The organism is Agrilactobacillus composti DSM 18527 = JCM 14202 (genome assembly GCF_001436375.1).
Classification (GTDB): Bacteria; Bacillota; Bacilli; order Lactobacillales; family Lactobacillaceae; genus Agrilactobacillus; species Agrilactobacillus composti.
This window is the reverse complement of the sequence record NZ_AZGA01000002.1, coordinates 147740-173130: the sequence shown is the minus strand read 5'-3', so window position 1 is coordinate 173130 and position 25391 is coordinate 147740. Positions and strand designations below refer to the sequence as shown.

Sequence of the window (25391 nt, the reverse complement as noted above, 5' to 3'; positions counted from 1 at the left end):
GGAGGACGAATATATGGCTGACCCATTTGGTTTTATTAAATATGACCGCCAAGATAATCCCTATCGACCAATATCTGAGCGGATTAAAGATTTCAATGAAATGGAAGTAAATATCAGTGAAGCTGAGCGGCGTAAGCAAGCAGCGCGCTGTATGAATTGTGGCGTACCCCATTGCCACCATGGCATTTTCTACGGTGGTGGCCGTGCGGTAGGGGGCTGTCCCAATGATAATTTGATTCCGGAATGGCAGGATTTGGTTTATCGCAACGAAGACAAAATGGCTTTTGATCGCCTAACCTTAACCAACCCCCTACCAGATTTCACCGGTTTAGTATGCCCAGCGCCTTGTGAATTGAGCTGTAATGAAGCGTTGCATGGTCAAGGTATCACAATTCGCAATAATGAGCATTTCATTATTGAACAAGGTTTTAAGTTTAATTGGGTCAAGACCCAAGGCACACCATTTGCCCGTAATCAGTATAAAGTAGCCGTTGTGGGCAGTGGCCCGGCCGGTTTGGCGGCGGCTTGGCGCTTGAATCAGTTAGGTTATCAAGTTACGGTCTTTGAAAAAGCCGATCGACCTGGGGGTTTGTGTATGTATGGCATCCCCAACATGAAACTGCCAAAGGAAATTGTGGCCCGCCGTGTGGCCGTCATGCAAGCCGTTGGCATTGATTTCAAAGTGAATACTGAAGTTGGGGTAGACATTAGCCAGGATGTCTTAAAACGCCAATTTGACCGGATCGTTGTTTGTATCGGTGCGGGTACCCCCCGGGATCTTGTGGCTGAAGGCCGGGAGACTGAAGGTGTCACTTTTGCGGTGGACTTTTTGACGCAGACGACCAAGCGGGTCTTAAAACAAGGCCCTAAAGCCAACGACGTGTTAGCTGGTAAAAGTGTCTTGGTATTAGGCGGTGGCGACACCGGCAATGACTGTGTAGCGTCGGCTATTCGCCAAGGGGCTACTAAAATCAAGCAACTGGAAATCACACCAGAACCCCCGACAAAGCGTCCTGATGGCAATCCTTGGCCAGAGTATCCAGCCACCAAGCGGGTGGGTTATGGCCAAGAAGAAGCAGCTGAACTCTTTAGTGAACCTTTAACCGACTACGAAAAAACCGTTACTGCTGTCCACGGCCAAAATGGCCAGCTTAAGTCAGTAACGATTCAAAAGGTGAAGAATTTTAAACCCATTGCTGGGACTGAAGAGAACTTAGATGTAGATTTGGTACTGTTAGCCATGGGCTTCACCGGACCTCAAAAGGCCATTTTTGAAGCGCTGGGTATTGAAAAAGTCTATGATGATTATCGGACTAATGATGAACAGATCTATGTGGCCGGTGATGCAAGAAGAGGCCCTTCTTTAGTGATCTGGGCTATTCGCGAAGGCCGCTTAGCAGCCCAACGAGTTGCCCAATCATTAGAAAAAATTGAAAAACGTCAAACCGTTTAAAACCAGAAAGGATATTGGGTTAAGCTGATTTTATAATCAAACTGTTGAAACCCTAATTCTTCACCATCGATTTGACCATATTCTTGACGATCCGTCTTTAAATGAAAGGATGCACTTTGAAAATAGTGCACCCTTTCATTTTTTAGATGGGAGCCATCAGTTAGCATCTTATAAAATAAGGGGACTAGCTTTGCAAAGGACATTTTTTCAACTAAAATCAAATCTATTAAATGATTGGTGACATTGGCATTGGGTAAAATGGGGACGCCACCACCAAAATAAGGTTCATTACCAAAGGTCACCAAAAAGATATTGTCAAAGGCATAGGTCTTATTATTTTGACGAAAGGTAATGTTAAAAGTCTTTTGTTGGCGATAGGCTTTTAAGAGGTTGGCTAAATAAGACATGGAGCCCATTTTAAGGTGGCTCAAGAAGGCCTTGGCCTTAGAACGATTCGTCAAAAAAACTGTCCGAGCGTCAATGCCAATGCCTAAATTATTAATGAAAATACTGGTTTTAGCCTGGGGGTCAGTCATGACCCCCACGTCTAATTCCCGAGCTTGACGGGTGTTTTCAATAAGCTTCATATTTTCAATGGGATCTTTGACTAAATTGACCCCGCGGCTAAAGTCATTGCCGGTCCCACTGGGGATATAGCCAATAGGAATCGGGCTAGGTGTATATTTATTTTCTAACAGACCCTTAATGACTTGATGCAGGGTGCCATCACCACCAATGACTAAAACAATGTGCTGATAGGCATCTTTTAGAGGTTTGATTTTTTGTGCTAGCAAAGTGGCATGTTTTGGATATTGGGTTTTTTCCAAGTGAAAGGCACTGCCCTTGGCGGTTAAATAGGCAATAATGCGTTGGGTGGTTTTTTTACCTTGAAAGGACCCAGCCGTCTCATTTGCAATGACGTGAAAGTAGTATGGCACCATAATATCTCCTCGATTATCCCAATTTTACGGAAAACTAAGGAGGCTGGACAAAATTTGTCGTCAGCCTCCTTTAGTGTTCCAAGCGTATAAAGTAAATAGCTATTTAGTTTGCAGAAATCAACATCGGTAAAATCATCGGATGCCGTTCAGTTTGGTCGAACAGGTAATCCTGCAAGCCATCCACAATGGCATCTCGAACTTTAGCTTCATTGACATGATCAGTTTGTTTGAAGGTATTCCGAATGACTCTAAAGATACGGCGCTGGGATTCTTTAATTAAGGGACCGGATTCACGCATGTAAACAAAACCACGGGAAAGCAAGTCCGGCCCAGCTAAGATTTCACCAGTCTTATAATTAATGGTTGCCACTACGACAACTAGACCTTCTTCAGATAAAATTTTACGGTCATTTAAAACAACACTGCCAATATCCCCGACCCCACTACCGTCGACATAAACATCACCAGCAGGGAAGTGGCCAGCCCGGCGCGCACTGTCATTGGTGAGGGCTAAAACGTCACCGTTTTCCATAATGAAGATATTATCTTTGGGCACGCCACAAGCTTCAGCTAATTCAGAGTGGATCCGTTGCATCCGGTATTCACCATGGACGGGCATAAAGAACTTAGGTTTCATTAAGCGCAGCATTAATTTCTGCTCTTCTTGACCACCGTGTCCGGAAGTATGGATGTTGTTAACTTTACCATGAATGACTTCCGCACCAGCTTCAGACAACAAGTTGATGGTGTGGTTGACAGAAGTTGTATTGCCAGGAATTGGGTTACTGGAGAAAATAACAGTATCCCCGGGTTGAATCGTGATTTGGCGATGGGTCCCAGCGGCAATCCGGCTTAGGGCAGCCATAGGTTCACCTTGAGAACCAGTACATAAAATCATGACTTTATCAGCGGGTGTACTATTTAACGTATTAGCATCAATTAACGCATCGTCTGGAATATTTAAATAGCCCAGTTCACGCCCATTTACAATGGCTGTTTCCATACTCCGACCAAAGACCGCAATTTTACGACCGTGCGCCATAGCTGCATCGGCAGCCTGAGCAATCCGAGAAATATTTGAGGCGAAAGTTGCGAAGATAATGCGACCCTCGATGCCTTCAAAGATATGGCGGATAGAACGACCCACAAAGCGTTCAGATTTGGTGAAATTGGGAATTTCGGCATTGGTACTATCAGACATCAATAGCAAAACACCTTTTTGACCTAAAGCAGCCATACGTTGCAAATTGGGGGCAGGTTGATCACCCACTGGCGTTAAGTCAAACTTAAAATCCCCGGTTTCCACGATAACGCCTTGCGGTGTCTCAACCGCTACACCTAACGTATCAGGAATGGAGTGGGTTGTGCGAAAGAAACTAACTTTGGTTTTTCTAAACTTGAGTACAGTATCCTCGTTGATCTCATGAAGTTCCGTGGTCTTTAAAAGGCCGTGTTCCTCCAACTTACCCTTGATCAAAGCCAAGGCTAAAGGACCGGCATAAACGGGGATATTAGGAACTTGTTTTAGCAGATATGGAATACCACCAATGTGGTCTTCGTGGCCGTGGGTAATGACCAAAGCCTTAATTTTTTGGGCATTTTGTGCCAGATAAGAATAATCAGAGATGACGTAATCAATGCCTAGAAGTTCATCTTCTGGGAATTTGATACCGGCATCAATGACGATGATCTCATCTTGAAATTGGACGGCATACATATTTTTACCAATTTCACCAAGTCCACCCACAGCAAATACAGCTGTTTCATTATTTTTAACTTTTAACTTCATTTATTAGTGAACTCCGTGAGTTTATAATCGGGTTCATTTTGTTCATATTCTAAGAATTTGCCGGATAATTCTTGAATGAATTCGATGTTATAATCCGTATTTTTTTCAACTAAAGCCCGGGCATCCACGATGTTATCTGCTTCAATATAAATGGATTGTGTCGTTTCCCGTCTTGGTGCTAAATGTTTGTCTGCTTGATATAAAACTTTAAAAATCATGTATCAATACTCCTTTTGTAATGTGACAATAAATTATGTCAGAAAAATTAGTTTTTAATTTGAGAATACCCATTAAAACGCTAGGTGAGTTAAGGCTAACGCTACGCCTAGGCATGCGATTAACAGCTATTCCTGCCGATCCCGCTGTTGAATAAACAACAATTATGCTTAATATATCATATTTATAAATTAAAGTACATTTTTAATGTATGCAAGACAGTGGTTATTCTGCTATCATGTGTGATGGAATGTTTTTTTAGATATCCATTAAGGAGTGCGTCAAATGACTACATTTCTAATTGCATTATTGAGCGTTGTGCTCATTGTGTTTATATATTACATTGTGAAACGAGTGCGTCGCAACTCAGCACTGAAGATTCTCTTAAGACATAGTCAAAAAATAACTGACAAAATGTTTGTCGCTACCTTAGAAGCCCAGGCGACTACGTATCAACAAATTTTCAATTTTAAAGCTGACCTGACCTCTGATCCAGTTCAAAAAATCTGGGGTCGTGGCATCATGGTCTTTGAATATAAAATGCAAATTAAAGATCCGGCCGAACATGATGTGGCTTTTTTTAATGCAGCTTTTTTTCAAAAGTTTGAAGCAGAACTCAATGAACAAGCAGCTGACAATGGCATTATTTCGGCAATGCCTAAGTATACACCCTTTATTATTAGCGATTATTGGGTACTAGACGGTTTTTTTCATGTGGACGTGGCCTTTATGACTAACAAACCAACGATTGAATATGTGAAAGATATGCGCAAAGCAGATTTGGAAAAACTGCAGACGCATGGGACGGATTAATGAATATGATAGATGGAGTGGATTGAATGCAGTTAATGCTAAAATATGCGTTAAAGTACAAGGGTTTAATTTTATTGAATTTTATCTGCGTATTGGGTTTTGCACTAATTGAATTGGGCCTACCAACAATTTTGGGATTAATGATTGATAAGGGAATCAACAAAAATAGCTTTAATGCTGTTTACCATTTTGGTGGGTTAATGTTTTTGATCATCCTAATTGGGATGGTGGGGTTAATCGGCTTGGCCTTCACTGGCGCACGGCTGACGAACTTCATTGTACGGGATATTCGCAATGACCTATTTAACGCAGCTTTGAAGTTCTCCCAAAAAGAGTATAAACAAATTGGGGGTGCGTCATTAATTACGCGGACCACCAATGATGCTTTTCAAGTGATGACTTTTTTACAGATGGTTTTCAGAACAGGTTTTATGACACCGATCATGTTTGTGATCTCAGCGATTATGATTGTCCGCACCAACGCGTTTTTGTCTATTTTTGTATTTATGGCCATTCCGATTTTGTTCTTAGGTATCATGGTGATTGCCCATTACTCCGAACCAATGTCAGAAAAACAACAGGCTAATCTGGACAAAATCAATCAAAATATGCGGGAGAATTTGTCTGGTATTCGGGTGATTCGAGCTTTTGTTCGGGAAAAGTTTCAACAAGCCCGTTTTTCAAAGGTCAATCAGGCTTATATGAAGAGTTCTACCAATTTATATACTTTAATGGCCGTGGCCCAACCGGCATTTTCTTTTATCTTCAATATTGTATTTGCGCTTATTTTGTGGCAAGGGGCCGTCGCTATTAATGGCGGTAGTTTGGCTATTGGTAGTTTAATTGCTTTTGTGGAATATATTTTTCACGTGCTTTTTTCTTTCATGATGTTTTCCAGCGTCTTCATGCTCTATCCTAGAGCCGCAGTTTCGGCACGACGGATTCAAGAAGTGTTAGATACTAAAAGTGAAATCGAACTTGCTGCTAAACCTGTGGTACAAAAGGTCAGTGGTAAAGTAGTTTTTGACCAGGTGACATTTTCTTATGGGGATGCAGAAGAACCAGTTATTCGGGATATTAATCTGACCATTGCCCCAGGTAAAACCAACGCCTTTATCGGCAGTACCGGCAGTGGCAAGTCGACTTTGATTCAATTGATCCCTAGATTTTATGATGCTACCAGTGGCCAGGTGTGGATCGACGACGTGCCCATTCAGCAATTTGATTTGGCTGATTTACGGACGCAGATTGGCTTCATTTCTCAAAAAGCCATGCTTTTCAATGGGACGATTCGGGAGAATTTACAGTACGGTGCGCCAGATGCTAGTGATGCCCAATTATGGGACGCCTTAGATATTGCTCAGGCCAAGCAGTTTGTGGCAGAGATGCCGCAACAACTAGACACGCTTTTAACAGAAGGGGGCAATAATTTATCAGGGGGACAAAAGCAGCGGCTTTCCATCGCCCGAGCCATCGTTCGTCGACCGGCCATCTACATTTTTGATGATAGTTTTTCAGCGCTAGATTATAAAACTGACTTGGCTCTGCGAACTAAGATATCTGAACGTTTACAAGGCAGCACGATTATTATTGTGGCCCAGCGAATTGGGACCATTAAAGGGGCCGATTCAATTGTGGTTTTAGATCAAGGTACTGTTGTGGGCCAAGGCACCCACGAAACCTTGTTGGCGCAAAATAAGGTCTATCAAGATATTGCCTATTCACAATTGTCAAAGGAGGAATTAGCATGAACGAAATGTTACGTTCCTTAAGACAACTACACCCATTTTTAAAACCCAATCGCCGTAATTTATTTTTATCCCTATTGAGTACGGTACTTTCGGTTATTTTTAATGCTTTGTGGCCAGTGACCATGGGTTTGATTGTCACCGAAATTACCCGGGCGTTGACCCAGCATCGGGCCGTGAACTTTAACTACGTTTTACAAGTGATTGGTGTTATTTTAATTTTTGCCTTAGGTTACCAAGTGTCGTTGTTTTTCTCGCAATACCTCATGACCCTGACTGTTCAGCGCTCCATGGCGGGTATGCGGCATGCCTTGGATAAAAAAATAAATATGCTGCCAGTAAATTATTTTGATAAACATCAACTGGGAAATTTATTATCCCGATTCACAAATGATGTGGATGCCATTACGAATGCCTTACAACAAGGACTGATTCAAGCTGTCAATTCAGTTTCTGGGATTACTGTGGCGGTGATCATGATGTTTACCATTAATTGGCTGATGGCCTTGATTGCCCTTTGGATGATTCCGGCCACCTTATTGGTGTCTAAAGTGATCCTCAAAAAATCCCAACCATATTTTGATGGGCAACAAAATACATTAGGACAATTAAACGCCACAGTTCAAGAAAATTTTACTGGGTTTACTGAAGTGCAAGCCTATGGCCATGAGCAAAAAACCATGGCAGCCTTTCATGAGGTCAATCAAAACTTGACGCAGTATGGGTTTAAAGCAGCCTTTATTTCTGGTATTTTGATGCCATTGGTTTCGGCAATTGCCTATATAACCTATGCCGTCATGGCGACGATCGGGGGCATTTTCGTATTACGTGGCGTCATTCCAATTGGGAACCTCCAAGCCTTTATTCAGTATATCTGGCAGGTCAACCAGCCATTAGCTTCCTTAACCCAGATTTCAAGTATCTTACAAGCAGGTCAAGCGGCCACCAAGCGGGTCATGGAAGTTTTAAATGAACCTAATGAAACTCAAACTGGTATTCAACAGCATTTGCCAAAACCAGTCCGAGGTAAAATTGAATTTAAAAACGTTTCTTTTAGCTATCAAGCTGACAAACCTTTGATCAAAAATTTAACCTTTACGGCTACGCCCGGCAGTACTGTAGCCATCGTAGGGCCCACCGGGGCTGGTAAGACTACTTTGATAAATTTATTGTTGCGTTTTTATGAGATCAATGCCGGCGAAATTTTACTAGATGGTGTTGACACCAAACAAGTTGCCCGGCAAGAATTGCGTTCAGAATTTGGGATGGTCTTACAAGATACCTGGTTGTATAAGGACACAATTGCCAATAATATTCGTTTTGGAAAATTAAAAGCCAGTGATTATGAGGTCGTCGATGCGGCTAAAACAGCTAATATTGACTATTACGTGCACACCTTGCCTAAGGGGTATCAGACCATGATTTCTTCAGAAGCTGATAATGTTTCCCAAGGGCAAAAGCAGCTTATGACCATTGCCCGAGCAATTATTGCTGATCCAGCCATCATGATTTTAGATGAAGCTACTAGTTCTGTTGATACACGGCTGGAACAAATGTTACAACAGGCTATGGATAAAATCATGGCTGGTCGTACCAGTTTTGTGATTGCCCATCGACTGTCAACAATTCGCAATGCTGATTTGATTTTGGTCATGCAACACGGCGAAATTATTGAGCAGGGCAATCACGTTCAGCTGATGGCAAAAAATGGTTTTTACGCCCAACTTTACAATAGTCAATTTGAAGATGCCGACGCTATAGAAAGTTAGGATTAAAAAAGGCCCTTAGCGCTGTAATATCACGCTAAGGGCCTTTTTTGTCAGGTCATTTCTAAAAAACTATTCGATTACAACGGTATTGTCTTTGAGTTTAAATGGATTTTCCTTGTTAATGTGGTCATAAAATAAAATACCATTGAGATGATCAATTTCGTGTTGGCAAACAATTGCGGGATAGTCTTTAAGCTTTAAGCGGATGGTATTGCCAGCCATATCTTGACAACGAATCGTGATGCGGTCATGTCTGGGCACGTAACCGCGGATATCCTTGTCTACAGATAGACAGCCTTCGCCTTCGGCTAGCGCGGCATCTTTGACAGATTGGACAATGATTAAAGGATTAATTAAAACCGTCTTTAAAACTGGTTTGGGATCATCTGGATTATCCGTCGGTACCAATACGGCAGCCATTTGTTTGGAAACACCGACCTGAGGGGCCGCTAAACCAACACCGGCACGTAGCTGATGTTTTTCGGCGATTTTGGGGTCTTGACTGTTGACTAGGTAAGCCATCATATCAGCAGCTAATTGACGATCTTCAGCGCTTAGTGGAAATTCAACTTTTTTGGCAACTTGGCGCAATACTGGATCGCCATCTCGTACAATATCCTTCATTAATATCAAAATAGTTCCCTCCGTTATTTCAATTCGAATAAAATGTTACCACAACAAATGCTTCATTAAAAGCATCATCGCCATTAGGTATGAAAAAATCTGGCAGATGGTTGACAAACACTAGAAGAACACGTATATTTGTTTACATATGCTGCTCAGGCGCGTATACTTGATTATGAACTAAAAAAGATAAATATGTCCCGTTAGGTGAGGCTCCTATATGAAAATACGCTGTTGCTCAGAAACATCGAGAGATGCCAACGAGTCAACTGGAATTGCCCATGAAGGCTCTTTCTAATACAGCTGATATCATTCTACGTCATATAGTGCTAAAACTAAACGATTGGGATTTCTCGTGGACACCCCAATTGTTTGTGGTGTCTTTTTCTTTTTTAAAAGTTATTAAATTTAAACAACAAAGAGAGGTGAGTGTAAAATGCAAAACGATTCTAAACCTGGAGCGACGGATATAGGTGATCAGCAGAAGAAGTCTGGCGTTTTACCCACCTCTTTGCAAATGTAAATATTAATGTAAATATGTGGTTGAACAAAAACTTCTTCTGTATCAAACAGAGGAGGGTAGTACAATGTTCAAAAGCTTATTTGTGATGACAAATTACAATTTTTCCACAGCTAAAGCTTTACGTGTGCAAATGACACAGGCAAGTGGCTTATCCGTTAGTGAAGTTAGACAACGTGCTGAGAAATTTGGCCGCAATGAATTTACATCGCTGCAACCACAAGCTATTTTGCAACAAGTCTTAGCTGATTTAAAGACTGCCACTGCCTTAGGTTTATTGGCATTAAGCAGTTTATTATGGGCAGACCACGTGATTTTGCCCGCCATGACCGTACTGAGCGTATTAGTGAGCCTATTAAGTTTTCAAGTCGTTCACATGATGCGTTTTAATCGAATTGTTAAAAAGATTCAAACCATTACGCAAACTGAATTTTTGGTTATTCGCAGTGGGTTAAGCCGCCGAATTACCGGGGCACAATTAGTACCTGGAGATATTATCTTGTTAGCAACTGGTGATTATCTGCCAGCAAATGTGAGCTTTTTTGAGGATAGTGATATCCAATTGAATGCCACTACGGCAACTATTGGGACGCAAGTGATTTCAGGTGAAGGTTTTGCAGTGGTTATGGCCACTGGCAAGGACTTAATTGCAACACCAAGTTTTGCTGTGCTAAAGGTACAAAAGATGCAAGCTATTTTAAATCTGGCAGCAAGTGCTTTGGTAAAGGTCCAACAATTCTTCAAGGGCTTTAAACAAACTAAATCCACACAGACAACTACAGCAACAACAACAGTTAGTCCAGAAATTATGATTCAAAACTTAACAGCTGGTTCAGCCAATCAATATGGCGATCAAGTTGACAGCTCTGATTTTCGACAGCAGACGTCAATCGTTTTAACTTACGAATCGTCCCTCGATGGCCCGGCGTTAACCTCAACCGATCAGCCCGCGCTGCTTGCAGCAGCCTAATAGTAAATTTAATGTTCAAGAATACCATGTTACAGAGAGAATCTGTTGGTGGTATTCTTTTTTTGCGTTAAAATAGATATGCAGATAGATACAGTTTAAGATAAAATTTATTGACTCGCTATAACAGCTAGCATCCGGTTAGCAACTAGTTATATAATTCACGAATACCAAGACAAAAAATAATTCAAAAATAGATTAAATCGCTTGCAAAAGCGCTTGCATAATGATAATTTTAACTTGTAGGGATAAATAGTAATACAGTTTTCTCGACGGTATTGCTACAGATAAAAAGAAGGGAACTGAATATCTATGGCAAATAAAAAAAACTCGAAGTTGCTGGATTTTGAAGCGCTCATCAAAGATGAAGACAAAGACTTCAAAATGGTGCAAATCCTCAACGAAAAAGGTGAGATTGTTGACCCAGATCACCTACCAGATCTTTCTGATGATCAATTAGTTGAATTGATGTCTAAAATGGTCTGGGCTAGAGTCTTAGATCAACGTTCTACGGCTTTGAATCGGCAAGGAAGATTGGGCTTTTATGCGCCGACGGCCGGACACGAAGCTAGCCAAATGGCTAGTGTTTACGCAATGGATAAAGGGGATTTTATTTTACCTCGTTATCGGGATGTACCTGAATTAATTCAACACGGATTACCAATATATAAAGCCTTTTTATGGTCACGGGGCCATGTTGAAGGCAATCACTACCCAGATGATCTCCGAGCTTTACCACCACAAATTATCATCGGCGCGCAATATGTTCAAGCTGCGGGCGTTGCTTTAGGTTTAAAGATCAAAGGTAACAAGAATGTGGCGTTTGCTTATACGGGCGATGGTGGGACGTCACAGGGGGACTTTTACGAAGGCATGAATTTTGCCGGTCATTTTGATGCCCCTGCAATTTTCATTGTTGAAAATAACGAATTTGCAATTTCTGTGCCAAGATCACAACAAACAGTGGCTAAAACATTGGCTCAAAAAGCAGTTGCTGTGGGTATTCCTGGGGTTCAAGTCGATGGGATGGATCCATTAGCAGTTTATGAAGTCTGCAAAGAAGCTAGAGATTGGGCTTTAGCTGGCAATGGACCCGTGTTAATTGAAACAATGACTTATCGTTATGGCCCGCATACATTATCAGGGGACGATCCAAAACGGTATCGTTCGGCAGAGCTAGACGAATTATGGCATCAAAGAGATCCTATTAATCGCTTCAGGACTTACCTACAAGGCAAGGGTTTGTGGAGCGATGAACAAGAAGAAAAACTAACAGAAAAATACAAGGCTGAAATCAAGGATGCAGTTGATCAGGCAGATAAAGCTGAAAAGCAAACTGTCAGTGAATTCTTGACCAACACTTATGAAGTACAACCCCAAAATATCAAGGAACAATTAAATATTTACCGTCAAAAGGAGTCGAACTAATATGGCAAAAAAAACGATGATTCAGGCAATTACTGCTGCGTTGGGCCAAGCCATTGAACAAGACGACAAAGTACTTGTCTTTGGTGAAGATGTGGGTAAAAATGGTGGTGTTTTCCGGGCCACTGAAGGTCTTCAAGAAAAGTACGGCGAAGACAAAGTATTTGATACACCTTTAGCAGAATCAGGTATTGGCGGTTTGGCTATTGGCCTGGCTTTAGAAGGGTTGCGGCCCGTTCCTGAAATTCAATTCTTTGGCTTTATTTTTGAAACCATGGACTCAATTGGCGGCCAAATGTCACGCATGCGTTATCGGATGGACAATACCCGTTCTATGCCGATTACGATTCGTTCACCTTTTGGTGGCGGGGTTCACACGCCAGAAATGCACTCAGATAACTTTGAAGGCTTAATTGCGCAATTTCCAGGTATTCGCGTGGTCATTCCTAGCAATCCTTATGACGCTAAGGGCTTGTTATTGTCTTCCATCAAGAGCAACGATCCGGTATTGTTCTTGGAACATATGAAACTGTATCGTTCCTTTAGAGAAGAAGTGCCAGATGAAGCCTATGAAGTGCCTCTAGATCAATGCGGCATCAGTCGGGTTGGTAAAGACGTGACGATTGTCACCTATGGGGCCATGGTTCGTGAGAGCTTAAAGGCCGCTGACAATTTGGCAAAAGAAAATATTGATGCTGAAGTCATTGATTTACGAACGATTTCTCCAATTGATTACGAAACAATTTTAGCTTCAGTGAAGAAAACAAGTCGGGTTGTGGTTGTTCAAGAAGCACAACGACAAGCTGGCGTGGGCAATAATGTTGTTTCTGAAATTTCGCAAAGAGCGATTTTATCTCTGGAAGCCCCAATTGGTTTTGTGGCTGCCCCAGATACACCATTCCCATTTGGCCAAGCCGAAAATGATTGGTTACCAAATGCCAGTGATATTGAAGCTAAAGTAAAAGAAGCTATGAGCTACTAATTTTTGGATATAGAAAGGAAGAAAACTATGGCCTATCAATTCAAACTACCCGAACTAGGTGAAGGTATCGTTGAAGGTGAAATCGTCAAGTGGCATGTTAAAGTTGGTGATACCATCAATGAAGACGATACTTTACTGGAGGTGCAAAACGACAAATCAGTTGAGGAAATTCCCTCACCAGTTACTGGGAAGGTACTCAATATCATGGCTAATGAAGGCGACACTGTGGAAGTCGGTCAGCCTTTGATCGAAATTGATGCACCAGGCGCTGCTGGTAATGATACCCCAGCGGCAACACCGGCGGCTGCAGCACCGACAGCGGCGCCCGCTGCTACCCCAGCACCCACTGCTTCAAGTTCCGCCGACAAAGTTTATCAGTTTAAACTGCCAGAACTTGGTGAAGGTATTGTGGAAGGTGAAATCGTCAAGTGGCACGTTAAAGTTGGCGACACCATCAATGAAGATGACACTTTGTTAGAAGTTCAAAATGATAAGTCCGTTGAAGAAATTCCTTCACCAGTGACTGGTAAAGTTACTAACATTGTAGCCAATGAAGGGGATACGGTGGAAGTTGGCCAAGTTTTAGTTGAAATTGATGCCCCTGGCCATAATGATGCCACACCCGTGGGTGCCGGTAGCAGTGCACCCGCTGCCACCCCAGCCAATGCACCTGAACCACAAGTTCAAAATGCGGCCAGCGGTCCTGCTGCAGTAACGCCAAATAATGTGGTTGCCATCAGTGATCCTAACCGGGAAGTTTTAGCCATGCCATCTGTGCGGCAATATGCCAGAGAACATGACGTGGATATTTCACAAGTCCCAGCTACTGGGAATCATAATCGGATCACCAAACAAGATGTGGATAACTTTATTGCCGGTGGCACCAGTGCGCCTGCTGTTGCGCCAGCTAGTACAGCTGCACCGGCCAGTGCACCTACAGCTACTGCAGCCCCAGCTGCGGCCGAGACACCTAAAGCTTACACATCCACCGAACCTGATCGTGAAGTTCGTGAAAAGATGTCACCAACACGGCGGGCTATTGCTAAGGCAATGACCACCAGTAAGCATACGGCACCACATGTGACAATCTTTGATGACGTCGAAGTTTCTAAGTTGATGGCCCATCGTAAGAAATACAAGACGGTTGCTGCTGATCGGGGCATTCATTTGACCTTCTTAGCTTATGTCGTCAAGGCTTTAGTTGTTACAGTCAAGGATTATCCTGATTTGAATGCGTCAATTGATGACGTCGCCCAAGAAATCGTGCATAAGAATTACTTCAATATCGGGATTGCTACCAATACACCACACGGCCTATATGTGCCAAATATCAAAGATGCGGATAAGAAGAGTATTTTTGAAATTGCCAAGGAAATTTCTGAAAATGCTGAATTAGCTAAAGACAATAAACTCAAACCACAATCCATGCGCTCTGGCACGATTACTATCAGTAACATTGGTTCTATTGGCGGTGGTTGGTTCACCCCAGTTATCAATTACCCTGAAGTTGCGATCCTTGGCTTTGGCCGTATCGCCAAAGAACCCTATGTGACAACTGATGGCCAAATTGCTGTGGGTGCTATGATGAAATTGTCATTATCTTTTGATCATCGTTTGATTGACGGCGCTTATGCCCAAGAAGCAATGAATGAATTAAAGAAATTATTAGCGGATCCTGAATTATTGTTGATGGAAGGATGAGGATTAAATGGTAGTTGGAGATTTCGCAATTGACTTAGATACAGTTGTCATCGGTTCTGGACCTGGGGGTTACGTTGCTGCAATTCATGCCGCTGAGTTAGGTCAAAAAGTAACAGTCATTGAAAGAGAATTTGTTGGCGGGGTTTGTTTAAACGTGGGTTGTATTCCTTCAAAGGCCTTGATTAATGCCGGCCACCGTTTACAATATGCCAGTGATGCCTCAACTTTTGGCATTACGACTCAAAAACCATCAATTGACTGGGCTAAAACCCAAGACTGGAAAGAAAATAAAGTGGTACACCGCTTAACTTCAGGTGTAGCGATGCTCTTTAAAAAGCATAAAATTGACCTGATTATGGGGGATGCTTTTTTAAAGGATAGTCATAGTTTCCGAGTTATTCAAAAAGACAGTGCGCAAACTTATACATTTAAGAACTTAATTATTGCTACCGGCAGTCGCCCCATTGAGATTCCTGGTTTTAAATTTGAAGGCCGGGTAGTAGATTCCACGGGTGGTTTAAATTTACCAGAAATTCCTAAAGAATTGGTGGTTATTGGTGGTGGCTACATTGGTTCTGAATTAGCTGGTGCGTATACTAATTTAGGGGCACATGTGACTATCTTAGAAGGGACACCGTCAATTTTGCCAAACTTTGATAAGGACATGGTTGCCTTGGTCTTGAACAACTTCAAACAAAAGGGGACCGATGTGATCACCAATGCCATGGCTAAAGAAGCGGTTCAAACTGATAAAGATGTCACGGTTAAATATGAAGTCGATGGCAAGTCCCAAAGCATTAAAGCGGATTATGTCATGGTCACTGTGGGACGGCGCCCTAACACCAATGACATGGGCTTAGAACAAGCGGGTATTAAAACCAGTGAACGGGGCTTGATCGAAGTCGATAACCAAGGCCGGACTAACGTTTCAAACATTTATGCTATTGGCGATATTGTAGCTGGTGCGGCTTTAGCCCACAAAGCTTCTTATGAAGGCAAGATTGCCGCTGAGGCAATTTCTGGTAAGAAGTCGGCCGTGGATTACAAAGCAATGCCAGGTGTATGTTATTGTGACCCAGAGTTAGCTTCCACCGGGTTAACTTTAACCGAAGCTAAGGACAAGGGATATGATGCGAAAGCTTCTAAATTCCCATTTGCTGCCAATGGACGGGCCATTTCTTTGGATGAGACGGAAGGTTTTGTGAAACTGATCTCTGATAAAAAAGATGGTACTTTACTTGGTGGGCAAGTAGCTGGCCCTGGTGCCAGTGATTTGATTTCAGAATTAACGGTTGCTGTTGAAGCCGGGATGAATATTGAAGATTTAGCATTAACTATTCACCCACATCCAACTTTAGGTGAAGCAATTATGGATGCAGCTGACGTTGCTGAAGGCTTCCCAACCAATATTTAAGCAGTATTTTCAGAGCAGTCACTTCCTGGGAATGAAAATTTCAGAAAGTGGGTGCTCTATTTTTGTGGGATGTTGTATAATAAACACTAACTGATTTTTTCGGCAGTCAGGTTTTACGAATTGGAGCGTGTTTTTTTAATGGAGAACTATACGTACCCGTTGGATACAGACTGGTCCACCGCTGAAATTGTGCAGGTGGTTGATTTCTATAATGCCGTCGAGCAAGCTTTTGAAAAAGGTATCAATAAAGCGGCTTTGCTAGATAAATATCAGGTCTTTAAGAAAATTGTACCCAGCAAGATGCAAGAAAAACAACTAGATAAACAATTTAACACGGTATCTGGTTATTCGATTTATCAAGCTATACAGGCGGCCCGGGCGACAACTGGAACCCAGGTCCATATTAAGGAGGGGCAATAGTGTCTGAATCTATCAATATTTGGCAGTTAGCCAGTGAAATCAAATTTTGGATTGCGGCTGCGGCTGAAAATGTGAAAGCACATCTGCATGACGATTTGCAAGTTGAAACCAAATCTAATCGTAATGATTTAGTAACGAATGTGGATAAACTCACTGAAAAACATCTCGTCGGTGAGATTCGCCGGGCCTATCCCAAAGCAAGAATTGTGGGAGAAGAAGGTTTTGGTGATCAAGTCGATGACTTAGCTGGCTTGGTATTTTTTGTGGATCCCATTGATGGAACGATGAATTTCGTCAAGGAAAAAGAAAACTTTGCCATTATGATTGGGGCTTACTTAGATGGCATTGGTCTCGTAGGTGTGATTATGGACGTTGTGGCGGGCAACATTTTTTGGGGCGGGCCAGAACTTGGGGTTTATAAAAATGAATTGGCTTTACCAAAACCTCAAAATCTCAATCTGGCAGATGGCCTATTGGGTGTCTCAGGGCCACTGTTACGCAAAGATGTACGCCATATGGCCACAGCTGTCGGCCAAAGCTCAGGGGCACGGATCATCGGCAGTGCCGGCATTGAATTTACAAAAGTGTTGCAAGGTATTGAAAATGGCTACGTTTCTCATCTAATGCCCTGGGATTTTGCTGCGGGTAAAGTTATGGCGGAAACACTGGGCCTATTGGTGACAGATATTGACGGCAACCCCCTAAGTATGTTATCATCTAAAATTGTGCTAATTGGAACGGAACGGACGCATGCACAAATTGTTGCTTTGCAACAACAGGATTAAAACGAATGTGCTTTCATTACTGTAAGCGTGGTATTTACGCTTTTTTTGAATGTAAAGCAATTGATCATACGTGAAGATTCGCAAATCGCTAATTATTGAGTTTGATAATATATTAAATTATCAAGCGACTGTTTAGCCCGTTTCGTTAGGGATCAGTCTAATATTCTGGCTAAACATGAAAGGAAGTTACGCAATTTTGAAAACAAGAGACGATATTCGTAATATTGCTATTATTGCCCACGTCGACCACGGTAAAACTACCCTTGTCAATGAATTATTGAAACAATCAGATACTTTGGATGAACATATCCAACTACAAGATCGAGCTATGGACTCTAATGCCATTGAAAAAGAGCGTGGTATTACGATTTTGTCTAAGAATACGGCCGTTGATTATAACAATACTAAAATCAATATCTTGGATACCCCAGGACATGCGGATTTTGGTGGCGAAGTAGAACGTATCATGAAAATGGTTGATGGGGTCTTATTAGTCGTCGACGCTTATGAAGGGACAATGCCGCAAACACGGTTTGTATTGAAAAAGGCCTTGGAACAACATTTAACACCAATCGTCGTTATCAATAAAATCGACCGTGAAGGTGCCCGTCCAGCTGAAGTCGTTGATGAAGTCTTGGAATTATTCATTGAATTAGGGGCTGATGATGAACAATTGGAATTCCCAGTTGTTTATGCCAGTGCTATGAATGGGACATCTAGTATGGATGATGATCCAGCTACCCAAAAACATACCATGAAACCAATTTTTGACACGATTTTAAATACAATTCCTGCGCCAATTGACAACAGTGATGAACCTTTACAATTTCAAGTTGCCATGTTGGATTATAACGACTATGTTGGTCGTATTGGGATTGGCCGTATTTTCCGGGGCAAGATCAAACTTGGGGATAACGTCTCTGTTTTGAAATTAGATGGCTCCAGCAAGAATTTCCGTGTCACTAAGATCTTTGGTTTCTTTGGTTTGAAAAAAATTGAAGTCGAGGAAGCTAAGGCTGGGGATTTGATCGCTGTTTCTGGTATGGAAGATATCTTCGTTGGGGAAACGGTCACACCAGTTGACCATCCTGATGCTTTACCTATTTTGCGGATCGATGAACCGACATTACAAATGACCTTTTTAGCAAATGATTCACCTTTTGCTGGTAAGGAAGGTAAATTTGTCACAGCACGTAAATTGGAAGATCGTTTGAAGAGTCAATTGCAAACCGATGTTTCTTTGCGGGTAGAAGATACAGACAAACCAAGTGCATGGGTTGTTTCTGGTCGTGGTGAATTACATTTATCTATCTTAGTCGAAGAAATGCGGCGTGAAGGTTTCGAATTACAACTTTCCCGGCCAGAGGTTATTTATCGCGAAAAAGATGGCGTGTTAAGCGAACCTTTTGAAGCGGTTCAAATCGATACACCTGATGAATATGTTGGTTCCGTGATTGATGCCATGTCCCAACGCAAAGGCGAAATGCAAAATATGGAAAGCACTGGTAATGGTCAAACACGGTTGAACTTCTTAGCACCATCAAGAGGCTTGATTGGCTATTCTAATGAATTCTTATCCCAAACTGGTGGCTATGGTATCATGAACCATACCTTTGAAAAATATGCACCAGTCATTAAAAATTGGACACCTGGTCGCCATACTGGTGCCTTGGTTTCCATTAATGCTGGCAATGCCACAACTTATAGCTTGCAATCTGTCGAAGATCGTGGTGTCTTATTTATTGGGGCGCAAACTGAAGTCTATGAGGGCATGATCGTGGGTCAAAGTAGTCGGGAACAAGATATTGCTGTCAACGTCACAAAGGGTAAAAACTTAACTAATACGCGGGCATCTGGTAAAGACCACGCTGCTGCGATTAGAACACCAAAGCATTTGTCACTTGAAGAATCTATTGAATTCTTGAATGACGATGAGCTTTGTGAAGTAACCCCTGAAAGTGTTCGTTTACGTAAGAAAATCTTAAATACTGGTGAACGGACAAAAGCAGCTAAGAAGCGTAAAATTGCTGCCAAAAAATAATTTAGTTTTATAACGAATTTGCACGCATCACAGCTTGTTATTTGGTTTATAATCAAATAACAAGCTTTTTTTTTGCGAAACGGTCGCAAATCAAGACCGCACCTAACTTGGATAGACCTGGCTTATAGCAACGGATTTGACAGATGACATGTGAATCTGTATGCTAAGTGGTAACTTTTTACGATTTATTGGTAAATATTGCCTAATTTTTTGTGAAAATGATATAATAACGTATATTGAAGAAGTTTATAATTTGGAGGATATCCAATGGAAAATCTAAAAGCACAAACTGGTCTGGCCATTCTTAAAGCTGACGGTGATAAGATTCGCCAAGATCTTTTAGGACAATTCGATGATCTTTGTTTAATGCAATGTCCAATCATCGAAGAAATTATTGATACACAGATGCTCGTTTATTCCAATAAAGTTGATTTTGCGAAACGTTGCGGCTTGATTTCTAATCAAGTTGCCCAAGAATTGGTAAACGATCTTGGCTTAGAGATTGAAGCGCTGTATCAGGCAATTACCAAAAAACAAGCCGCTCATTCTAAGCAAAGGGACTGAAACTGTTGTGCAGATCTTTCGAAATATTCGACGTAAGCTGCCTTATTTAGACTATTACATCATTATTCCCACGTTATTGCTGATTGCAATTGGGATTGTAATGGTTTATTCGGCGAGTTCCGATATTTTAGCTGTTAATCATCTGGATCCTACCACCTATTTGCGTCGACAAATATTTTGGGCAATTGGTGGTTTGTTCATTATGCTCATTTGTACCTTTGGAAATATGGGTTTTTTGCGCAATGCCAAAGTTATGCTCTGGATTATTGGCATCACTTTAGTATTGCTATTTTATCTCATTATTTTACAAAAGGTACATCCTGCTGCCGCTGTCAATGGGGCAGTGGCTTGGATCAATTTAGGGCCGATCAATATTCAGCCTACAGAAATTGCCAAAGTGACCATTATTTTATATTTGGCATTTATCTTTGATAAACGTGGGCCAAACTTGGTGAAGGGTCAAATTATTCATAATTTGGTAGGCCCAGTGGCTTTAGTTGGCTTCATCACGTTACTGGTACTATTACAGCCCGATACTGGTGGCGCGTCAATCTTGGCTTTAATTGTCAGCATTATGATTTTTTCAGCGGGCATTCCCATTGGTTGGGGTCTATCTTTTATAGTGGGTATTGGCAGCTTGATTCCGTTAGCCATTAATTTTTTGAAGAAGTTTCCTATTAATTTTTTAGAACATAGTTACCAGTATCAGCGTATTTTATCCTTCTTGTATCCTTTCCAACGGGAACGGACTGGTGGCAGTCAATTGGTGAACTCTTATATCGCCATTAATAACGGCGGTTGGCTGGGGCGGGGCATTGGCAATAGTATCCAAAAAAAGGGTTATTTGCCAGTGCCTTACACAGATTTTATTTTAGCGGTTTTGTCTGAGGAATTGGGCGTGATTGGTGTTGTATGTGTATTGGGATTACTTTTCTTCCTAATTTGTCGTATTATTTTTGTGGGCATTCATGCCCACACCACTTATCGGTCACTGATTTGTTATGGCACTGCAGCCATGATGTTAGTGCAAGCCTCCTTTAACATTGCCGGTGTGATTGGCTTTTTACCCATCACTGGGGTGACGTTACCATTTATTAGTTATGGTGGTTCTAGTATTATCACATTGTCTATTGCCATTGGGTTAGTGCTTAGCATCAGTCTTAAAGAAAAGCGTGAAGCCAAACTAAGATCATAATTAGCGCTTTATTGATGGCTTGGCCTATCAATTTAGTGCCACGACATGAGATCAAACTAAGGATGTTGTGGCAAATATAGCACCACTAAAAATTCAGTCATGAAGGAGTGCGCATTATATGCAAAAAGTATTAGTTGCAAATCGCGGGGAAATTGCAACTCGAATTTTTCGAGCCTGCGAAGAGTTAGGCTTACAAACTGTAGGTATTTATGCCAAAGAAGATGAACTATCAATCCATCGCTTTAAAGCGCAAGAAGCTTATTTAATCGGTGCTGGTGAAAAACCCACCGATGCTTATTTGGATATCGAAAGTATCATTGCTGCTGCTAAAAAAAGTGGCGCAGATGCCATTCATCCCGGCTACGGTTTTTTGTCTGAAAATGAGCACTTTGCAAAACGCGTTCGTGAAGAAGGGCTAACTTTTGTAGGTCCTAAGACAGAGTTATTACATACGTTTGGTGATAAGGTCACAGCTAAAGAAGCTGCTTTAGCTGCCGGGATTGAGACGATTCCTGGTACCGATCACCCCGTGGCTTCTTTAGCAGAAGTACAGCAGTTTGCGACTGATCATGGTTTTCCAATTATGATCAAAGCAGCCCTTGGTGGCGGCGGTCGTGGGATGCGGGTTGTTGAAACGGCTGCAGAGTTACCAGAAGCCTATGATCGGGCTAAAAGTGAAGCGAAGCAGGCATTTGGCAGTGATGAATTATATGTGGAACGTTTTATTGCTCATGGCAAGCATGTGGAAGTTCAAATCTTAGCTGATCAACATGGTCATGTGATGCATTTATTTGAACGGGATTGTTCTGTGCAAAGACGAAATCAAAAAGTTGTTGAAGTCGCACCATGTATTATCTTGACGCCGGAACAACGTGAACGCGTTTGTAATGCCGCCGTTAAGTTAATGCAACACGTCGGTTATAGTAATGCGGGCACAGTGGAATTTTTGATGGAGGATGATCATTTTTACTTCATTGAAGTTAATCCACGGGTTCAAGTAGAGCATACTATCACAGAATTAATTACTGGCGTAGATATTGTGCAGTCACAATTGCGCATTGCCGCTGGCGCTGACTTACACAAAGACTTGCATTTGCCAGCACAAGCCGATCTTCACTTTGAAGGTGCCGCTATTCAATGTCGGGTCACAACGGAAGATCCAACTAACAATTTCTTCCCAGACACAGGCACTTTAGACACTTATCGTTCTCCTGGTGGTAATGGGGTTCGGTTAGATGTGGGGAATGCTTACACTGGGGCTGTGGTCACACCTTACTTTGATTCATTGTTGGTCAAAGCCAGTGTGCACGCTTTAAGTTTTGAAGCTGCCTGTCAAAAAATGGACCGGGTCTTGCATGAATTTGATATTCAAGGGGTTAAAACAAATATTCCATTTATGGAAAATGTCATTAAAAACCCGGTCTTTATCGCTGGGCATGCGTTGACGACGTTTATTGAAGACCATCCAGAATTATTAGATATTGAAGTCCATCCTGATCCATCAGTGGCTTTGTTGAAATATGTCGGGGATGTGACGATTAATGGGTATGCTGATCTGCCACGCAAAGAGCATAAAGATGCGACGTTGGTTAGTTTATCAGCATTACCACCATTGCCGGCACATCGCCGGGTCTCGGCTAAACAAATTTTAGATCAAAAAGGACCTGATGCTGTCGCTCAGTGGTTAAGTGATCAACAAAAAGTATTATTGACCGATACGACTTTACGGGATGCGCATCAGAGTTTATTTGCAACGCGCATGCGGACCCATGATATGGTTCGGATCGCTGGCCAGATGAGTGTGGCCATGCCGGATTTGTTCTCCTATGAAATGTGGGGCGGGGCAACGTTTGATGTGGCTTATCGTTTCCTAAAGGAAAGTCCTTGGGAAAGATTACAACGGTTACGTAAACTATTCCCTAATACCTTATTGCAAATGTTATTTAGAGGTAGTAACGCGGTGGGGTATAAGAATTACCCAGACAATGTTATTCGTAATTTTATTGACTTAGCAGCCAAAAATGGGATGGATGTCTTCCGTATTTTCGATAGTCAAAACTGGTTACCTCAAATGGAACCAAGTATTGAAGCGGTTCGGGCTAACCATAAGATTGCTGAAGTTGCGATGTGTTACTCTGGTGATGTGGCCAATCATAAGTTACACAAGTATGATTTGAATTATTACAAACAACTGGCCAAAGATATTGAAAGTGCTGGCGCTCACATTTTAGCCATTAAAGATATGGCTGGGCTGTTGAAGCCAGAAGCTGCTTATGAATTGATTTCAACGTTAAAAGATGCTGTATCGATTCCGATTCATTTGCATACCCATGACACAGCGGGTAACGGTATTTTCACTTATGCCCGGGCCGTTGAAGCCGGGGTCGACGTGGTGGACGTGGCGCAAAGTGCCATGTCTGGGGCTACCTCACAACCAAGTATGGGGAGTCTTTATTACGCGCTAGAAAACGATCGTCGGCGCCCAGAGTTGAATATGGCTGCCGTAGAACATGTTAATGAGTATTTCCAAAATCTGCGCCAAGCTTACGCTGGTTTTTCAACCAGTGTCACGACACCACAGACCGATGTTTATCAAACTGAAATGCCTGGGGGCCAATATACTAACTTGTATCAACAGGCTAAAGGTGTGGGTCTAGGCAAACGGTTTGATGATGTGAAGCTTATGTATACCAAAGTTAATGCCCTCTTCGGGAATATTATTAAAGTCACGCCGTCTTCCAAAGTTGTGGGGGACATGGCTTTATTCATGGTACAAAATAAATTGACACCTGATGATGTGATCAATAAAGGCCAAGATATTGATTTTCCTGAATCAGTTATTAATTTTTTCCAAGGAAATTTAGGCCAACCTGTCGGCGGGTTCCCCAAGGCTGTTCAAGCTGCTATTTTAAAGGATAAGCCAGCTATTACAGTTCGACCTGGCAGTTTGGTGGATCCAGTGGACTTTGACGCCACAGCTAAAGAGGTTGCAAAGTTATTACATCACCAACCAACCCCAGAAGAAGTTGTAAGTTACATCTTATATCCGAAGGTCTTTTCAGATTATTTGGCTACCCATGATATTTATGGGGATGTAACCCATCTAGATACGGCAACCTTCTTTGAAGGGATGCGTTTAGGTGAGACGATCCATATTACCTTTGGGCCAGGGAAAGAGTCCATTGTCACCCTAGATGAAATTGGGGAGCCTGATGTTGAAGGTATGCGTACCGTGTACTTTGAATTAAACGGGCAACGGATTCAAATAGCGATTCAGGATAAGGCCATCAATCATGGGATTGTGGGCAACCAAAAAGTTGAGCCTACCAATCCAGATCAAATTGGGGCCGTCATGACGGGCAATATTGCCAAAGTTCTGGTGAAGACTGGGCAAGTTGTGACCAAGGGTGAAGCATTGGTTGTCACGGAAGCCATGAAAATGGAAACTTCTATTCCCGCGCCTTATGATGGCGTCATCAAGCATATCTATGTCAAAGCTGGGCAACGGGTCGATGCGGATGACTTGCTAATTGAAATGGCACCTCAAGAAGTTAAAAAATAATTGATAGTTTAGGTTTTAGGCAAGCAGGTGAATGATTTGATTTATGATGACCAAATGATTGAAATTGAAGACGCATTGGATCAGCTTATTCAAAGCATTCAAAATTCACAGAAATTCATTGATTATCAAAAAGCCCAGCGAGTTTTAGACCAAGATGTTAAAGCCCAAAAGCTGATTGCAACTTTTCATGGGCTACAAAGTCGCTTACAAGCAATCGAGCCTTATGGCGATTATGTGCCCGGGGCGGTAACGTTAAAGAAGCAAACTTTAAAGGCAAAACGTTCGATGGATTTTTACCCCCCGATTGCTGGCTATAAAGCCGCTCAAATGGCTTTTGAAACAATGATCGATACCTTGAGTGTCGCACTTGCCAACAGTATTTCCGACCAAATTAAAGTTGCCACGGGCAATCCGTTTTTTGAAACTAAGCGAAAACCGCATCATAAACTAAAAGGATGATTA

Annotated in this window: 20 protein-coding genes and 1 riboswitch; of the genes, 16 read left to right on the top strand and 4 right to left on the bottom strand. The window is 42.0% G+C overall.

Going from position 1 to position 25391, the window contains the following annotated elements; genetic code table 11:
* The first annotated feature begins 13 nt into the window (after window positions 1–13).
* Complete coding sequence (locus tag FC83_RS01115; protein ID WP_035451592.1) at window positions 14–1453, top strand: glutamate synthase subunit beta; 1440 nt, start codon at window positions 14–16, stop codon at window positions 1451–1453.
* On the opposite strand, the gene FC83_RS01110 is transcribed toward FC83_RS01115, so the two are convergent.
* The 3 genes from FC83_RS01110 to FC83_RS01100 all read right to left on the bottom strand — a co-directional run bounded on the left by FC83_RS01110 (window position 1450) and on the right by FC83_RS01100 (window position 4401).
* Window positions 1450–2394 (bottom strand): diacylglycerol/lipid kinase family protein, encoded by a 945-nt coding sequence (locus FC83_RS01110; RefSeq protein ID WP_035451594.1) that lies wholly within the window; start codon window positions 2392–2394, stop codon window positions 1450–1452. The genes FC83_RS01115 and FC83_RS01110 overlap by 4 nt on opposite strands.
* Window positions 2395–2497: 103 nt before the next feature.
* Complete coding sequence (rnjA, locus tag FC83_RS01105) at window positions 2498–4183, bottom strand: ribonuclease J1 (RefSeq protein WP_035451597.1); 1686 nt, start codon at window positions 4181–4183, stop codon at window positions 2498–2500.
* Complete coding sequence (locus tag FC83_RS01100; RefSeq protein ID WP_035451598.1) at window positions 4180–4401, bottom strand: DNA-directed RNA polymerase subunit epsilon; 222 nt, start codon at window positions 4399–4401, stop codon at window positions 4180–4182. The genes rnjA and FC83_RS01100 overlap by 4 nt, the downstream gene beginning before the upstream one ends.
* 283 nt (window positions 4402–4684) lie before the next feature.
* Here FC83_RS01100 and FC83_RS01095 point away from each other — a divergent pair, with 283 nt between their 5' ends.
* From FC83_RS01095 to FC83_RS01085, 3 genes are read left to right on the top strand one after another with little or no spacing between them, the layout of a single operon-like run.
* Window positions 4685–5212 carry a hypothetical protein gene (locus FC83_RS01095; RefSeq protein ID WP_057002277.1) on the top strand — a complete coding sequence of 176 codons (528 nt, stop codon included), beginning with the start codon at window positions 4685–4687 and terminating at the stop codon, window positions 5210–5212.
* 26 nt (window positions 5213–5238) lie between these two features.
* The gene (locus tag FC83_RS01090) at window positions 5239–6963 is read left to right on the top strand and encodes an ABC transporter ATP-binding protein (protein ID WP_035451599.1); all 1725 of its coding nucleotides are present in this window, start codon (window positions 5239–5241) and stop codon (window positions 6961–6963) included.
* On the top strand, window positions 6960–8729 hold the full coding sequence (locus FC83_RS01085) for an ABC transporter ATP-binding protein (RefSeq protein ID WP_057002276.1): 1770 nt from the start codon (window positions 6960–6962) through the stop codon (window positions 8727–8729). The genes FC83_RS01090 and FC83_RS01085 overlap by 4 nt, the downstream gene beginning before the upstream one ends.
* 69 nt (window positions 8730–8798) lie before the next feature.
* Here the strand turns inward: FC83_RS01085 and def are convergent, their stop codons facing one another.
* Entirely contained in the window at window positions 8799–9362 is a 564-nt protein-coding gene (def, locus tag FC83_RS01080; protein WP_057002275.1) for a peptide deformylase, read from the bottom strand.
* Between the two features lie 183 nt (window positions 9363–9545).
* A riboswitch (M-box (ykoK) riboswitch) is annotated at window positions 9546–9708 on the top strand.
* Window positions 9709–9940: 232 nt separating this feature from the next.
* Between def and FC83_RS01075 the strand changes: the two genes are divergently transcribed.
* The 12 genes from FC83_RS01075 (at window position 9941) to FC83_RS01020 (ending at window position 25388) form a co-directional block, all read left to right on the top strand.
* Window positions 9941–10843: a cation-transporting P-type ATPase gene (locus FC83_RS01075; protein WP_035451600.1), complete on the top strand. Its 903-nt coding sequence runs from the start codon at window positions 9941–9943 to the stop codon at window positions 10841–10843.
* A 309-nt stretch (window positions 10844–11152) separates the two neighbouring features.
* Window positions 11153–12268: a pyruvate dehydrogenase (acetyl-transferring) E1 component subunit alpha gene (gene pdhA / locus FC83_RS01070; RefSeq protein WP_035451601.1), complete on the top strand. Its 1116-nt coding sequence runs from the start codon at window positions 11153–11155 to the stop codon at window positions 12266–12268.
* Window position 12269: 1 nt separating this feature from the next.
* Window positions 12270–13247 carry an alpha-ketoacid dehydrogenase subunit beta gene (locus tag FC83_RS01065; protein ID WP_035451602.1) on the top strand — a complete coding sequence of 326 codons (978 nt, stop codon included), beginning with the start codon at window positions 12270–12272 and terminating at the stop codon, window positions 13245–13247.
* A gap of 27 nt (window positions 13248–13274) precedes the next feature.
* A complete protein-coding gene (locus FC83_RS01060) occupies window positions 13275–14948 on the top strand; it encodes a dihydrolipoyllysine-residue acetyltransferase (protein ID WP_035451604.1) in 1674 nt (557 codons plus the stop codon).
* A 7-nt stretch (window positions 14949–14955) separates the two neighbouring features.
* Window positions 14956–16362 (top strand): dihydrolipoyl dehydrogenase, encoded by a 1407-nt coding sequence (gene lpdA, locus FC83_RS01055; RefSeq protein ID WP_057002274.1) that lies wholly within the window; start codon window positions 14956–14958, stop codon window positions 16360–16362.
* 138 nt (window positions 16363–16500) lie between these two features.
* Window positions 16501–16782, top strand: a complete 282-nt coding sequence (locus tag FC83_RS01050; RefSeq protein WP_035451607.1) for a UPF0223 family protein — start codon at window positions 16501–16503, stop codon at window positions 16780–16782.
* The gene (locus FC83_RS01045) at window positions 16782–17567 is read left to right on the top strand and encodes an inositol monophosphatase family protein (RefSeq protein ID WP_035451609.1); all 786 of its coding nucleotides are present in this window, start codon (window positions 16782–16784) and stop codon (window positions 17565–17567) included. Before FC83_RS01050 ends, FC83_RS01045 begins: the two co-directional genes overlap by 1 nt.
* A 196-nt stretch (window positions 17568–17763) precedes the next feature.
* Window positions 17764–19608 (top strand): translational GTPase TypA, encoded by a 1845-nt coding sequence (gene typA, locus FC83_RS01040; protein WP_035451611.1) that lies wholly within the window; start codon window positions 17764–17766, stop codon window positions 19606–19608.
* Window positions 19609–19875: 267 nt separating this feature from the next.
* On the top strand, window positions 19876–20172 hold the full coding sequence (locus tag FC83_RS01035) for a DUF1507 family protein (RefSeq protein WP_035451613.1): 297 nt from the start codon (window positions 19876–19878) through the stop codon (window positions 20170–20172).
* Window positions 20173–20179: 7 nt separating this feature from the next.
* Window positions 20180–21367 (top strand): FtsW/RodA/SpoVE family cell cycle protein, encoded by a 1188-nt coding sequence (locus FC83_RS01030; protein ID WP_235184225.1) that lies wholly within the window; start codon window positions 20180–20182, stop codon window positions 21365–21367.
* Window positions 21368–21485: 118 nt separating this feature from the next.
* Window positions 21486–24929, top strand: a complete 3444-nt coding sequence (locus tag FC83_RS01025) for a pyruvate carboxylase (protein WP_057002273.1) — start codon at window positions 21486–21488, stop codon at window positions 24927–24929.
* Window positions 24930–24965: 36 nt separating this feature from the next.
* Complete coding sequence (locus tag FC83_RS01020) at window positions 24966–25388, top strand: YlbF/YmcA family competence regulator (RefSeq protein WP_035451615.1); 423 nt, start codon at window positions 24966–24968, stop codon at window positions 25386–25388.
* The last annotated feature ends 3 nt before the right edge of the window (window positions 25389–25391 follow it).